The sequence below is a fragment of the Allomuricauda sp. CP2A genome (genome assembly GCF_001683915.1).
Classification (GTDB): Bacteria; Bacteroidota; Bacteroidia; order Flavobacteriales; family Flavobacteriaceae; genus Flagellimonas.
Genome location: NZ_LXTT01000111.1, coordinates 1 through 14,270 on the forward strand (window position 1 = coordinate 1; position 14,270 = coordinate 14,270).

Annotated in this window: 15 protein-coding genes and 2 pseudogenes; 8 read left to right on the forward strand and 9 right to left on the reverse strand. The window is 41.3% G+C overall.

Going from position 1 to position 14,270, the window contains the following annotated elements:
* Positions 1 to 138: 138 nt before the first annotated feature.
* On the reverse strand, positions 139 to 2,097 hold the full coding sequence (locus A7D14_RS13155; protein ID WP_176712420.1) for an alpha-amylase family glycosyl hydrolase: 1,959 nt from the start codon (positions 2,095 to 2,097) through the stop codon (positions 139 to 141).
* Between the two features lie 308 nt (positions 2,098 to 2,405).
* Between A7D14_RS13155 and A7D14_RS13160 the strand changes: the two genes are divergently transcribed.
* Positions 2,406 to 3,233: a PIG-L deacetylase family protein gene (locus A7D14_RS13160; protein ID WP_083158098.1), complete on the forward strand. Its 828-nt coding sequence runs from the start codon at positions 2,406 to 2,408 to the stop codon at positions 3,231 to 3,233.
* A gap of 986 nt (positions 3,234 to 4,219) precedes the next feature.
* Here the strand turns inward: A7D14_RS13160 and A7D14_RS13165 are convergent.
* From A7D14_RS13165 to istA, 4 genes are all read right to left on the reverse strand, one after another.
* Complete coding sequence (locus A7D14_RS13165) at positions 4,220 to 4,399, reverse strand: hypothetical protein (RefSeq protein WP_067035405.1); 180 nt, start codon at positions 4,397 to 4,399, stop codon at positions 4,220 to 4,222.
* 306 nt (positions 4,400 to 4,705) lie between these two features.
* Complete coding sequence (locus A7D14_RS13170; RefSeq protein ID WP_176712421.1) at positions 4,706 to 5,122, reverse strand: lipocalin family protein; 417 nt, start codon at positions 5,120 to 5,122, stop codon at positions 4,706 to 4,708.
* A 119-nt stretch (positions 5,123 to 5,241) separates the two neighbouring features.
* Complete coding sequence (gene istB / locus A7D14_RS13175) at positions 5,242 to 5,973, reverse strand: IS21-like element helper ATPase IstB (RefSeq protein WP_067035481.1); 732 nt, start codon at positions 5,971 to 5,973, stop codon at positions 5,242 to 5,244.
* A 20-nt stretch (positions 5,974 to 5,993) separates the two neighbouring features.
* Positions 5,994 to 7,517 carry an IS21 family transposase gene (istA, locus tag A7D14_RS13180; protein WP_255307459.1) on the reverse strand — a complete coding sequence of 508 codons (1,524 nt, stop codon included), beginning with the start codon at positions 7,515 to 7,517 and terminating at the stop codon, positions 5,994 to 5,996.
* Positions 7,518 to 7,694: 177 nt separating this feature from the next.
* Between istA and A7D14_RS13185 the strand changes: the two are divergent.
* The 4 genes and pseudogenes from A7D14_RS13185 to A7D14_RS13200 all read left to right on the forward strand — a co-directional run.
* A pseudogene (locus A7D14_RS13185) lies at positions 7,695 to 8,030 on the forward strand (tyrosine-type recombinase/integrase); the annotation flags it as partial.
* A gap of 823 nt (positions 8,031 to 8,853) precedes the next feature.
* A pseudogene (locus tag A7D14_RS13190) lies at positions 8,854 to 9,510 on the forward strand (recombinase family protein); the annotation flags it as partial.
* An 82-nt stretch (positions 9,511 to 9,592) separates the two neighbouring features.
* Positions 9,593 to 10,135: a hypothetical protein gene (locus A7D14_RS13195; protein WP_067035416.1), complete on the forward strand. Its 543-nt coding sequence runs from the start codon at positions 9,593 to 9,595 to the stop codon at positions 10,133 to 10,135.
* A 19-nt stretch (positions 10,136 to 10,154) separates the two neighbouring features.
* Positions 10,155 to 10,529 carry a hypothetical protein gene (locus A7D14_RS13200; RefSeq protein WP_067035419.1) on the forward strand — a complete coding sequence of 125 codons (375 nt, stop codon included), beginning with the start codon at positions 10,155 to 10,157 and terminating at the stop codon, positions 10,527 to 10,529.
* A 60-nt stretch (positions 10,530 to 10,589) separates the two neighbouring features.
* Here A7D14_RS13200 and A7D14_RS13205 read toward each other — a convergent pair whose 3' ends face one another.
* The 4 genes from A7D14_RS13205 to A7D14_RS13220 form a co-directional block, all read right to left on the reverse strand.
* Positions 10,590 to 11,060: a DinB family protein gene (locus A7D14_RS13205; RefSeq protein ID WP_067035422.1), complete on the reverse strand. Its 471-nt coding sequence runs from the start codon at positions 11,058 to 11,060 to the stop codon at positions 10,590 to 10,592.
* A gap of 74 nt (positions 11,061 to 11,134) precedes the next feature.
* Positions 11,135 to 11,512: an antibiotic biosynthesis monooxygenase family protein gene (locus tag A7D14_RS13210; protein WP_067035426.1), complete on the reverse strand. Its 378-nt coding sequence runs from the start codon at positions 11,510 to 11,512 to the stop codon at positions 11,135 to 11,137.
* Position 11,513: 1 nt separating this feature from the next.
* Positions 11,514 to 11,984 carry an OsmC family protein gene (locus A7D14_RS13215; RefSeq protein ID WP_067035429.1) on the reverse strand — a complete coding sequence of 157 codons (471 nt, stop codon included), beginning with the start codon at positions 11,982 to 11,984 and terminating at the stop codon, positions 11,514 to 11,516.
* Complete coding sequence (locus tag A7D14_RS13220) at positions 11,981 to 12,394, reverse strand: amino acid-binding ACT domain-containing protein (RefSeq protein WP_067035432.1); 414 nt, start codon at positions 12,392 to 12,394, stop codon at positions 11,981 to 11,983. The genes A7D14_RS13215 and A7D14_RS13220 overlap by 4 nt, the downstream gene beginning before the upstream one ends.
* A gap of 67 nt (positions 12,395 to 12,461) precedes the next feature.
* Between A7D14_RS13220 and A7D14_RS13225 the strand changes: the two genes are divergently transcribed.
* The 3 genes from A7D14_RS13225 (at position 12,462) to A7D14_RS13235 (ending at position 14,169) form a co-directional block, all read left to right on the forward strand.
* Positions 12,462 to 13,145 (forward strand): ArsR/SmtB family transcription factor, encoded by a 684-nt coding sequence (locus tag A7D14_RS13225; RefSeq protein ID WP_067035436.1) that lies wholly within the window; start codon positions 12,462 to 12,464, stop codon positions 13,143 to 13,145.
* A 96-nt stretch (positions 13,146 to 13,241) separates the two neighbouring features.
* Complete coding sequence (locus A7D14_RS13230) at positions 13,242 to 13,529, forward strand: VOC family protein (RefSeq protein WP_218058537.1); 288 nt, start codon at positions 13,242 to 13,244, stop codon at positions 13,527 to 13,529.
* A 151-nt stretch (positions 13,530 to 13,680) separates the two neighbouring features.
* Complete coding sequence (locus A7D14_RS13235; protein WP_067035439.1) at positions 13,681 to 14,169, forward strand: DinB family protein; 489 nt, start codon at positions 13,681 to 13,683, stop codon at positions 14,167 to 14,169.
* The last annotated feature ends 101 nt before the right edge of the window (positions 14,170 to 14,270 follow it).

The following is a 14,270-nucleotide window of genomic DNA, read 5'->3' on the forward strand; positions in this document are numbered from 1 at the left end:
AATCGAAACTAGGGTCTTTTTTATAGATTCATATTTCTTTTCTTGTCTAATAGTAATTAAATCTTGTCCCAGGGTTATGACATTGTGGAATTCAGGTTGAAACGCCTTGTAAAATAGGAGTGCCAATGGTTTCTGTGATCAATTCACACCGCGTTCCATTAAAAGTAAGCGAACAGAATACCCTTGCATTGGAATTGACAGGTCATCTTTAGGGGAATGTGGTTCCATAGAAAAAACTTCATTGGACAGCAAATCCCTAAAATGCAATGAATCCATCGGGGCTTCCGGGGAAATGGATTTCATCGGATCCAGCGCAGCGGTTTGGGAAAGACCATCCAAATTTACAAGAACAAGGATTATTTGTCCGCCCTCTTTGCGAACAAACGCAGTGATTTTACTTTTTGGAAAAACCCTTACCTCATCCATCAAATTACCTCGTAGGGCGGGATATGCCTTGTGCAGCCTTATCAGTTTTTTATAATGCTCAAATAGGCCATGCTTAGATTGCTCTTGAATACTTTTTTCTTTTGCGAAAATAGCTTTGTCTGAATATGGGTGGTTTTCAAATCCAATTTCTTGCCCGTTGTAAATCATTGGTATTCCCGGTAAGGAAAAAAGTAGGGTTGCGGCCATTTTAGTACGCTCCAGGCCATGGCCGACAATGAATCTTGGCAAATCGTTATTTTCCAGATAATGCAATTTCCGATATGGGTTCCCCCCGGATTTGAAAAGGGCCTTTCCCAACAACCCTGCCCGTTTATGGACCTTAGGGTGGTTAAAAATAGTTTTACTTGATCTTTCATCGTATTCATACTCCCAGGACCACTGGGAAACCCATTCCTTGTCCTTTGTCCAATCATAAGCTGCATCAAACCCAAGTTCATATACCGCTGGGGACGAACCTTTATCTTCAGCCAAAAAAAGAAAGTCGGGTTTAATGCTCTTCAATTCGGTCCTCAACCTCTTTCCAAACGAAGGGTTTCGTGCATTGACCCCCCAAATGGCATCGAAACGATACCCATCGATATCAAATTCATTGAGCCAATACTTGCAAACCTCAAGCATCCATCGTTGAACCTCTTCATTGCCATAATTTAAATTCACCAGATCCTTCCAAAAATAATTGACAAATCCAAATTCATCCTTATTATATAAGGATGAGTACGGTTTTCCATCGTTCACCTCATGCTGATAAAAATCATGATAATGGGATTTATCCCCATTTTTGACTAAATCCTTGGCATATGGGTGGTGGATGGAACTATGGTTAATGACCAGATCAAATAGTATCCTGATTTTTAATTTTTTTGCCTTTTTTATCAATGAATGCAATTCTTCCCTTGTCCCAAAATTTGGGTTGAGCTGCATATAGTCAATTACGTCATACCCTTGATACCCCTTAAATGTCCTGTAGATGGGTTGAATCATAATGGTATTCACTCCAAACTCCTTTAATTCATGTAATTTCTTTCTTATGTCATTAAAAGTTCCATCCTTAACAAAGGAATAAGGTGTGATTTGGTACAGGATGGCATCATCCATCCATTGGGGGCTATCCTCATCCATATTGAATGCATGGACACCTTGATTGTCACGTTTTACATAGGTCTGTAGAAAAATGGAGTCATTTTCCGTGGTGCCGATCAAGTTAAAGCGGTACATTCCGACTTCTGCGGGTATTTCAACCACAGGCAACGAATCCTTATCAAAAGAAAAGTCAGTCAGAGCAGGATTGGAAGAATCGGGCGCCCAATGAAATTTTATCGGTTCACCGTAAGGGTTTTCCACAATATCGGCATGCAAAGTAATTTTCTCCCCATCCCGAACAGGATAAGGTTTGACTATGGGTATCGGGTCATATCCCAACGTATATTGAACCGTATCTGAAACAACTGGTGGATGCCCTGGTACTTCGGCCCAAATTTTGGTTTCCTTATCGGTCAAACAAAGTTCAAACTTGAATCCACCCTTGTCATCCACACCAGCCAAGAAATATTTGTTGTTCTGATGTACAATGATTTCATTAAGATATATCCCATGCACTTGGCCCTTAAATTCTTGTTTTGGATGCCAAACAATGGCATCACGGGTTTTCAACTCAATTGAGCTAGTATCCTTCGATCCAAAAAAAAGGGCTGAGAATAAAAATATTAATTTGAGCATCATAGTACCTTCTTTATTAAAAAAATTCCTTATAAAACTATGGGTCTATACATATGACAACACAATTCTAGCACCTATTCATCGATTCAACTTTTCGTTTCTCACTTAATACTTATTATAACTTATTATTGTCGACAACGAATTGGTAAGGCCGGATATCAATTCATTATATTTAGTCACTTGATATAAAAAATTCTCTTGTTGAGAGTGAATGAAGTAATTATGATTCAAATACTACTGGAATGAAAAAAAGTAATTTCTTGATTTTATTCGACCGAGCCTTCAGAATGGCATTGCCACTAATTGCGATGTTGTTGCAATTCAATGTACATAGTCAAAAAACTTTGGAAGGCAAAGTATTACTAGCTGTCTTTTCCCATCCTGATGATGAAGGGACCATTGCTCCCATACTTGCCAAATATTCAAGGGAAGGTGCCCAAGTTCATTTATTGACGGTAACTGACGGGAGATATGGCTCCAATGAATTCAACAATTTTATCGAGGATGAAGAATTAGCGGCTGTCAGAAGGGAAGAATTGAAATGTTCCGCCGCTACTTTAGGTGCCGAGTTGATCCATCTAAAATACCATGATCAATTAAAGGCCGCAGAGGGATTCGACGGACATTTATCCCAAGCCCGTGGAATCATAGAGGACCTCAATGCCATTTTTGAAAAAGTGGAACCAGATGTTTTGATTACTTGGGGACCCGATGGCTGGACCAACCACATGGACCACCGTCTTGTTGGAGCCTCTGTAACACAAGTATTCTTGTCAAAGGATTGGAAAAAACCAATGTCCCTATATTATTGCGGAATTCAGTTCAATGACATTGAACATCCAGAAGAAAGGATTTACTATGGAGTTGCTGAAAAGTACTTGAAAACCAAGATAGCCTTTTCGGAGGAAGATATGGAGAAAGCCTATCAATCCTTTAAATGCCATAAGAGCCAAATAGACCCAAAAATGACCAAGGAAGACTTACTTAGGGAATGGCACAAAGGGTCTAGATACATCTATCTTCGCAAATTTGAAGAGCCAAAGGAAAAATCCGGTACTGTATTTAACTAATCACCCCTTAAGGTTTAAGTTGCATACGAAGACAGATTTCTTAACATAGGTTATTTAATCACTCCATTTGTTCTGCTGGGTTTTGTTCAAAATCTTTAGAATGTATCGAACGATTTAAGCTTACAGAAACAAGATGTTACAACAAAAATGAAGTGACAATGGACATGGGGTATCCCAGTTTGGAAAACTTGATATCAGTTATGTGGAAACCATGGAAAGCTCAAGTGGTTACGGATCGGTCGGATTCCAAATTGGTCTTCCCATACGACTCTTTGTGATGAACAGCAAAACAACTTATAAAAGTCCAAAGGGATGGAACCAAAAGAATATTTCTATGAAAAGCTCGGTGAAATTTGTGCCGTCCAACAAATCCGAGGCCGACTCCCCGACGGCCTTTCGGTTTTGTGAAAACATCTGTTCCGTCGGGAAGATTATCTTCCATTGACCCAGATTCCCCATCAGTGGAACATCCAATGACAAGGATCGATAATATCAGGGGTAAGCCGATCCCTCGCAATAGTGATCTATTTTTCAACGCCATATTAAACTAACGGGGAAGTCCGGCCCATAGTATTCTTCTAGACAAAATCAGCTTTGGAAAGAACTGGCGCATCAACTTATTCGTAAATGACTATAGGGATCTCCCGAAACCAAAATTGGCTCACTTTATAATCGAAATAAACAATCTATCTACCCCTAGGCTGAATAGGACTTGATATTGGGGCTGGAATGGACAAGCTCGTATTCTTTGCTGTGGAGCATTATCAAAAGGAAAATGCGGCTACATCACCTTGACCATTGGTGAAGATACAGGTCACTGTGCGTAAGGAAGGATTGCTAAAAAAACAAACCCTATCTTTCAGTAAATTTTGGGTCAGTACCATTATCTTTGTCCAACTCTTATGGATTTGCAATAAAAAGGCGGACAGTTTTTTTAAATAGGTGTCCCTAGATTCACTTATCCGGACTTCAATCAACTCATTATTCTACCCACTTTTTATTTGATCCGACACAATTTCTTTGTCGCCCCATTTTTCCAAACTTATCCCATAGTTGACCGTGAAGCCATCAGGGTGGGTCACCTTGTACCAACAATTGCCTTGGAAATTGCTCTGTTCTTTCACATGGCCTTGCTCATAGCCCAAAGCCTCCGCCAATTGGTCCATGCTCAGTTTGCAATCTTCACTCGGGGCATATTAGTGTGTTTAATCCCCCTTTTGGTCAAGGTCCATATTTTTGTCCTTTTCCATTTGCAGCTGCGTTTCTGGGTTTTTGGAACTTTCCTTTTCCTTCTTTACCGAATTTCCACAGGCCTCCATTAGCATCACTGTCAAAGAAATACCAAGGATACTTAATACTTTAATGGTTAATTTATTAACTGTTCATTTTAGGTTCAATACTGTTTGTATAAGATCGTCCTGTATGGCCATTCGGCCCTTACCATTGGATATCAGACATATGGGTCTTTCCCTTTAATCTTCACCAGGGTTTTTATCAAGGATAATTTCCGAAATCTCTTCATTGACCACGGAGTACAAATCCGCTTCAATCTGGGTCTCGGTTATCGTTTTGATGCTGATATCATAGGGGTAGTCATCATCAAGCACCCTAAAAGTGGTGTCGTTCGTCCATTCGATGGCATTCGTTTCGGAGAACCCGGGAGCGCAGTCATCAGTATCATCGGTATAAAACCACTGTTCGGTGATGATATCCCCGTCAAATTCAAAATAGGAGGTTTTATAGCAATCGTCCATCACTTCATTTTCAATGAAATCAATATACCATCTTCCTGTTGTGGTCACCAGTTCCTGTAGGGTTGGTTCAGGTGGAATACCACCATCACCATTGTTACAGTTGGAGTTCAGTGCGGCCAGAAGGAAAATAGCCATCCATTTGAACATTGGTTGCGGCCCTAGCTGGATAGGGCGGTCAATGTATACCACCTGCGGCGGATGAAAGTGAGCAGTGCAAATCAAGTGCACGAGATCGACTCATTTTGGTGGTGAAGTTAATGTTTATTTTTAATTTTTTTCCTCATAGATTCCCCTTTAATGTCCACCCTGTGCGCTGAGTGCACCAGACGGTCAAGGATGGCGTCAGCGATTGTTTTTTCACCGATGACATCGTGCCATGCCTCCACGGGCAGTTGTGAGGCTATAATAGTGGACTTTTTGCCGTGCCTGTCCTCTATGATCTCCATCAAAGAGTGCCTGTTGATGTTGTCCAATGGTTTTAGGCCAAAGTCATCCAGTATGAGCAGGTCCTGTTTTTCAAGTTTTCCAATGAATTTTAGAAAGGACCCGTCCGCCTTTGAGGTTTTGAGCAGGGTAAAGAGCTTGGCCGTGTTGAAGTACATGGTCCTGTACCCCATTGAGCAGGCCTGGTGCCCAATGGCCGAGGCCAGATAGCTCTTGCCCACCCCGGTGCTCCCGGTAATGAGCATATTTTCACCCTTGTGTATAAATCCACAGGAGGCGTAGCGTTGTATCCTGTTCCTGTCGATGTTCCTTCCAGGGCCGTAATCGATGGCCTCCATAACGGCGCCGTACCTGAACCTTGCGGCCTTTGTCAGGCGCTCGATCTTGCGGTTGTGCCTATCGTCCCATTCGGACTGTACCAGATAGGCCACCAGTTCATCGTTGGTATAGTCCATGCTCTCGGGCGAGAGGCTGGTTCCAAAGGCCCTGAGCATCCCGTGGAGCCTGAGCTGTTTCATCTGTTCCAATGTCTTTGTGTTCATGTTGTCTGTTTTAATGTTTGTCATTTATAATAGTTTCCTCCCCTGATGTTATCGTGGTCCGGGACCTCGGAGGTATCCTCCGGGTCGTCCTCCAGGGTGTCCCACCCTTTTTTCAGTATCCGCTCCACCATGCTGTAATTATAGGCCCCATAGTCAGATGCCCGCCTGCAGGCATTGTCCAGCCGTTGGTCGCCGACCTTCTTGGCCAGGTGCAGTATGCCCATGCAGGACTTATAGGATTGTTCCGGATGTTGTTTCTTGTCGAGTATCCCGATGATGTACCCCTTGCAGTTCTCGCCGATGTGGGCGGCCCAGGAGATGAACTTCTCACTGCTCCATTCGCTGACGAACCTGTGGTGGGAGGGCATATGTTCCGCCGCGGTGGTATAGCCGTAGCGTTGCCGCTTCCTTTCATGGACGGCCAAACGTTCGTGCCTGTGGTATATCTCCACGAAGCTGTCCGTGTAGACGATCTTCACCTGTTTGCCGATGTGCCTGTAGGGAACACTGTAGTAGTGCTTGTCCCTGCCAAGGTAGATATGGCTGTTCTTGTGGACCGTGCCCTTTGCATAAGATCTTATCTCATAACGTTTCAAGGGAAGGGGACCGAGCTCCGGCACCTCCACTTCCCGGAAGAGGGAACACCTGGAGTATTCCCTTCCCCTGAAGGAAATATTGTTATGGGTCTTTAGCAGTTCCAGGATGGCCCTGTTGATCTCGTCCACACTGTGGAAGGTGGTGTTGCGCAAAGGGGCGAACACCCTGGTATAGACAATGCGCACCGCGTTCTCCACGATGGCCTTGTCCCTTGGCCTGTAGGCCCTTGTCGGCAGCACGGCGGTATCGTAATGCTCCGCAAAATCGGCAAAGGCCTCGTTGACCTTCGGCTCGTAACTGCTGCTCTTGGTAACTGCGGACTTCAGGTTGTCGGTCACCAGGGCACGGGGGACCCCGCCATAGAACCACAGTGCGTTCTCGGTACATCGCATGAAGTCCTCAAGTTTCTGGCTCCGACAGGCCTCCACGTAGGTATAATGGCTGCTGCCCAACACGCACAGGTATACCTCGAGTTCCTGGATCTCTCCCGTATATTTGTCCGTTATATGGAGCTTTTTACCCGTAAAATCGATGAAGAGCTTGTCGCCCGCCTTATGGGTGAAGTGCATCACTGGCGATGTCTCTTTTGTCCATTCACGGTACCAGTACCTGAACTGGGAGAGCTTGAACCCGTCCGGGTGCTTCGCATGATACTCTTCCCAGAGCAACTGTCGCGTGACACCCGTTTTGCGGAGTTCCTTGTCAAAATAAGGGAAGTACCGCTCTAAGGTCCTCAGCTGTTCGCTCTTGGGCTTTTGGTCCGCCTTGAAGAGCCTGTGGATCTCCTCCAGGGTCATCTCCGAGACCTCGTAGGGCGTCAGCCTGTAGCACTTGAAGAACTCGATGTACTTGGCCACCGTGTTGCGGGAGATGCCAAGTTCCTTGCTGATGCGTCGCTTGCTGGCCCCCTCGCCGTACAATTTGTAAATCCTTTTTGCCTTGCGCATATCTATCTGTTTGTTCGCCATGGTCTTTTTTACAAAAGAAACCATCGCAACACTCAAATAGAATCGATCTTTTTAGTGGCTCACTTTCATCCGCCCCACTATGCTCACTTTGGTCCGCCGCGGGTGGCTCAGTTTGACCCGCCGAAGGTGGTATACTATGCCCGTTTTTTGCATTTATATACGAATGACAAAGAATTGAATAATGGCTATGTGTTTCCCTTTCTAAAGGATGTCATTCCCAAAGACACCAAAGCGGTTTTTGTAAAAACAAGAAATGCTACAAAGCTTTTCAATAAATACCTTCGAAGAATCGCTAGACTTTGCGAAATAGACAAACCTCTTTCAAATCATATTGCACGTCACACTTTTGGGAATATTGCCGGAGACAAGATTCATCCCTTAATGCTTCAAAAACTCTATCGCCACAGCGATTTAAAAACTACTTTGAACTATCAAGCGAATTTTATCCATAAGGAAGCTGATGAGGCATTGGATAGTGTAATAAATTTTTAATTTTCAAATTAAAGTCTAATCACTTTGGAGTTTTAAAAATCATTTGGTCTAAAAGAATTATTCATAACCGTACATTATATATTTTGTTCCAAGTCCTTACCTTCAACTTTTGCGCTTGGTTCTTATCGGCTTTTTGTGGTGTTCGGAAAGACAAGTTCAATTAACAGCTCCAAGGAAACAACCACCACTTGGTTAATTGATACTCTATACACCAAAGAAAGGTATTTGGGTTTTCACGCTCGCGTGAAAAAACGAATAGCAAGAGGGTGATGCGCAAATTGCGCCATCACGGTTGTTTTCGGGCTTTCAACATGTTGAAAACCAGTTAATTAAAATGATTTTGGAATACTGTGCAAAATCTAGGTCTACAGTAGACTTTTCCGAAATCTACAGTAAATCCTTTGGGAAGCCCTAGAAACACTGCGAATTTTTGACGAAAAAATTGACGCAATTTGACGAAAAAACAAAATTGGACCTATGGAAAAGCAATCTTAAGCTTTAAATAAACGGAGGGGAGGTTGGAGCGATATAAACGTGATTCAAACAAGCCTTTGGATTTTCTCAAAGGTTTTCCATTGACAGATAGAATTGCCTCGCTCAGTAAGGTTAGTTTGGCAAGATTTGGGGCTTGCAGCACTTCACTTCGTTGCGTTTGCTTTTATATCGTTTTCCATTTTAAGTCAGGTTTTTTTTAAGGTACCGTTTTATTGAACTTTCATTAGAAATCGAGTCTACTGATTCTAAGGAGTTTACTTTTTCCGTACACTTAATTGGTTTACCATTTAGACCCTTTTTTACCCCTAAGATGTAGTTCGGTTATGCAAGAGTGAGCACAAAATCACAGAAACACGATTTGCAGGTGGATGCCTTTCTAAAGGAAGGAATCAAACCCAAGAACATCTATGCCGATATTTCATCAGGAGCAAAAGCTGAACGAAAGGGACTCGATGAACTTTTATCCATTTTACGTGAAGGTGATACCCTTGTGGTCTGGAAACTGGACCGAATCGCCAGAAGCCTTTCACACTTGACCAAATTAATCGAGGACTTCGAGAAAAAGGGAATCCAATTCAAAAGCATTCAGGAAAATTTCATTGATACCACTTCCCCTCACGGAAGGTTCATCTTCAACCTTTTCGCTTCCGTTGCACAATTGGAACGAGATATTATCATTGAACGTACACGGGCAGGATTGGAAAGCTCAAGAAGACGTGGTTTGAAAATCGGTAGGAAGCCTGGTCTCAGTAAACAGGCATTAAACAAAGCAATGTTGGCGGAACGGTACTATAGGGACAACAAACTGAGCATTGAGGAGATCATGAAACTCATTGATGTTGGTTCTAAAAAGACCCTCTATAAATATTTGGCATACCAAGGCAGAAGAAAGTGTATGGAATGTGGAAATCTGTTTTGGGACAAGAAGCAAGCTTTGGGTAAAGCTTATTGCAAAAAGCACAAGAAGAAAATCAAACCCGATTGACTGTTTTACTTCCCTTTCACCGAAAACCCAATTTTTGATTAATAGAAATTTCCTACATTTAAACTAATCATATAACCAACCAATGACCAAAACTGACCTATTCAGGGCCATCATTAAAACTTTTGGGATTTATTGTTTTATTGAAGCTCTCTTTCGTTTGATTCCAAATATTTCATTTTCAGGTGGTTTTTATTCCTTCAGTTTGATCGTAAGTTTGGTTTACTTGTTAATTACTGGAGTTATTGCTTTCCTCTTATTGTTTGGAACGGACAGGATAATAAAATTGTTTCGCCTTGAAAAAGGTTTTGATACCGACAGTATTGATGCCTCCAATTTAAACGAAGAGGGGCTTTTAAAACTTGGGTTGATTTTAATCGGACTGTTAATGATTGCAGATAACATTGCCCAATTTTTAAACTACTGTTATTTGCTATTCAAAAAGCAGATTTCGGCAAACGGACTTGATGAAACTGATAGCCTGATGCTCGACCAACAATTAGACTATAATTGGTGGGTGATTTCTGGTTTAAATGTTTTAATAGGACTTATAATATTAACCAACTATAAAAGGATTTCGAGCTTGTTTACCGCTAAGGAAAATAATGTTGAGGATTCTGAGGATTAAATAAAAGTTCAAAAAAACTATGAAACTGCTTGAAGAAATTAAGGAACCGAGTTATCAATCCGAACCTGATTTTATTAGTGGGAGAACGGATGAGATTAAAACCTATGACTTTGATTGTTCTAGTTGTGGAGTAGTTCTCAAAATTGATTTTCAGCGCCAAATAAAATATAATTGGAATGGAGAATCAGACAAAATTTCAAAAGTTGAAGTGACTAAGTTAAAAACGCACTATGGAATCGGACTTTCTGAAAAAGCGCATGATGGTGGGTTTCCAGTTTTTGATAAAGTTACCTGTAAAGGATGTGGTCACCAATACGTCACCTATTGTGGGGTGAGAGAATATAGCAATTCAGCATTTACAATTAGTGTACTAGGGATTCAAAAAATTAATTGAAATAATTCAGATAAGTTCAAATAAACGATGATGCATCATACCACGAAAAACATCAAGAATTCAGTCCCATATATTAGCTCTTTCAATTTTGGCCGTTCTTAAATAGTCCAACATTTGTCCGGCATGTACGGATTCGTGGTAGGCAATGCGGTTCAGGTAATCCCCGAGGGTTTTGCTTTGTCCAACTTCCTTTCTTTCAATTCTGACATGATTTAAGTCAGATGCTTTCAAGCCTTGAATCATGTTGAGAAAATCACCTCGATATTTTTCGGCAAAGTCCAGTTCTTTTTTTAGGTCGGAATATTCCAATCCATTCCATGGAGATTGATAATCTCCTAAATTTCCCCGATTTTCAATTATTTTATGGTAAAGGTGCTCGCCCTCCAAAACATGTCGTATCATTTCGATTATTGAAAACGCTTCTTCATCAGGCTTCCAATTCAGATATTGATCTGGGATTCCACTCCACAACTTGATACTCCTTCTTCTGATTTCGGAAAAGTTCAATATGATAGTTTCGATTGAATTCATTTTTTTGGTTTCTACGTTTGCTTGTTGTTTTCACTCCGGTCTAAATTGTTGTAGGTTGAAGTAAACCATCATTTTTACCGATCTGGCCACCCTGAATGGAAGGATTTGCTGTCGGACGGAGCTTCTTCTCGCTTATGTATCCCGTAATCCCTGATTACCTGTGCAATTCTGATGTGGTAATCCTGGAAAATTGATTCCCTGCCCATGGCTTGTGCCTTTCGGTGAGCATCTAGATTTCGCCATTGTTTTACTGCTTTCTCATTTTCCCAAAAGGACAGGGATAAAATCTTTTCGGGATTGTAAATGCTTTGAAATCTTTCAATGGAGATAAATCCCTTGATTTTTTCCAATTCTGCTCCAAGTTTTGCCGCCATATCCAAATACTCCTGTTTCTTTCCATTGTCCGGTGCGGCTTCAAATATTACTGCTATCGTATGTTGTTTGGTCGCCATACTATTTGCATAAACAAGTTGGTTGATGATCTACTTTAAAATTTACCGAATTGGCAATAAAACAGCGTTCGTTTGCTTTTTTGTGTAATTTATTCGCTTTTTCGATCATTGAATTTTCCTTGACCGTTACAATGGGATTTAGAATAACTTCGGTGAAAAACCCACTGCCCTTAGGGGATTTAACCATTGTTCCGTTGGCCTTGTCACTATAATCCATAACGATTACCCCTGCTTGAGAGCATAAATGCAGATACCAAAGCATATGGCAAGAGCATAAGGAGGCAACCAGTAATTCCTCTGGATTGTATTTCGCATTGTCCCCGAGGAACGCCGGGTCTGACGAACCTAAAATGTCAGGTTTGTTTTCAATTGAAATCACGTAGCTTCTTTCATACGCTCCATAGTTTGCCGTACCCACCCCTTTGTTTCCGGTCCATCTCATGTTGGTCGAATATTTGTGCTCGCTTTTCATATCACATAATCCTGATTGTCCCACCAAGTCTTCATCCATTCTGCGGAAACTGTTTTTGCCCTTTCGTAATCATCCGGAATTATGATCAACTGATTGGAATGGTCGCTGTATTGCGTTAAAATGTTGACCTGGGCATCTGTCAACTTTCTGCAAAAACCCCCTAACTGGCCGGGAATGTCTTGCCTAAGTTTTTGAATGATGACATCCTTGATTTCTTTGATCTCAATACCGACTTTCTCAAGTTCCATTTTGGCCCTATCCGCCTCTTTTACCAAGAAATGGGCTATTGCATATTCCCCGTTGTTAAAAACCCCTCCTCCCTCGAGGCTTATTTTGTTGTCTCCCAATATTTCACCCATTAGCGCCAATTGACCGGGTTTGTTTTCAAATAAGATCTTTATGTCTTTCATAGTTCAAAATTTAAGTGCCACAAAGAAAATAGAAATATTACATTTACACTTCATTTGATACTGAACAATGGAAGAAGACAAGTTTATTTCGACCGCTTCGTTACTTTGTGAACCTTCAAGGGCAAAAATTGTGTGGAACTTGTTGGATGGCAGGGCTTATACCGCCAGTGAACTGGCAATGGTTTCCAACCTATCCGCCACTTCCGTCAGCAACCATCTGTCTAAACTTCTCAAAGGCGAAATCGTGAAAGTTGATGTTCAGGGCAGGCACCGGTATTATTCATTTGCAAACCCTGAAGTTGCTTATGTAGTGGAGTCTTTGGCGAGCCTTGCAAATAAAAAACCACCTCCCAAATCCAACAAACCGTCGTCCAAAAATGAAATCAAATATTGCAGGACCTGCTATGACCATTTAGCGGGCAAAGCGGGCGTGCAGATAACTGACAAACTTCTTTCGCAAGAAATGATCCTGTTGAAAGACAAAACCTTTGTTGTCACCAAAAATGGCCGTAAATTTTTCAAAGATTTTGGTTTGGAGCTCACCGAACTACAAAAGCAAAGACGCCATTTTGCCAAAGCTTGTTTGGATTGGAGTGAAAGGAAATACCATATTTCCGGTTCGCTGGGAGCGGCCCTTCTTGATAAAATGTTGCAATTGGATTGGTTACGAAGGACAAAAAATTCACGGGCCATTGTGATAACTTCGGTAGGACAAAATGGGTTGAGGGATAAATTTGATGTTGATTTATAATGAACAGGAGACAAACCAGAGGGATAGCCAAAGCTTGCTACTATGCATGTAACCAAATACCTGCGTATTACCAAAAATTTCAAATAAAGTATTTCAATGTATAATAGCAATTCCCATATCACTTTGGTTGTTAAAGGCTATGATGAGGCAATCCATTTCTTCACCCAAAAATTGGATTTCGTTCTTCTTGAAGACACTAAAGTTAATGAATCCAAGAGATGGGTGGTCATTGCCCCAACAGGAGCGAAAGAATCTGGTTTGTTGCTCGCCAAGGCTGCCAACGAAAAACAGTTGGTCTGTGTTGGGAACCAAACAGGAGGGCGGGTCGGATTTTTCCTTTTCACAGATGATTTCAAGAGAGATTATGACAAACTGGTGGAGTGACCTTTGTAAGACCACCAAAAAAGGAGTCTTGTGGAATTATGGCGGTATTTCAAGACCTTTATGGTAATTTTGTGACCTACTGGTGCTCAATGATAAAAAATAAGGGTGTAATAAGATAAAAGAAGTCACAGTTTAATTAAACGATAACAATTTGAGAGTTTTAAACCAAGAAATCATCCGTCAACTTCAAGAGATACAGGAAGCAAAAATTTGGATTGGTGAAAGCTTCTCGAAAAAGCTGGACATGGTTGATGAAACCGAAGTGTTCACAAGACCACTACCAGAACTTCATAGTATAGCCGAAATTATCTCCCATCTTACAACATGGAGAAAGGAGACGATACTTAAAATTAAGACCGGTAAAGGTAGTTTGACTGACAACAGCAAAGAAAACTGGCTTACCAACGATATTTTGATTGAGGTGGGATGGAGCGAAATCCTAAAACAGTATAAAGACACTCTATTAGAACTTATAACAATATTAGAGAACAAAGAAGACCATTTTTTGGCAGAGAAATATTATGACAATGATTTCAATGGAATGTATGAATATCGATTTGTACTAAACGGAATGCTCCATCATGATATTTACCATTTAGGGCAACTTGGAATAATTATCAAATTATTAAAGTTAAATTGAGAACTTTAGTTTCCATAAAAGTTCAAATAAAGGATAACTCCATTATTTCCAAAGACTCCAAAATATTATTTGCTAAATTTGAGAGCAAACAATTATCCTTC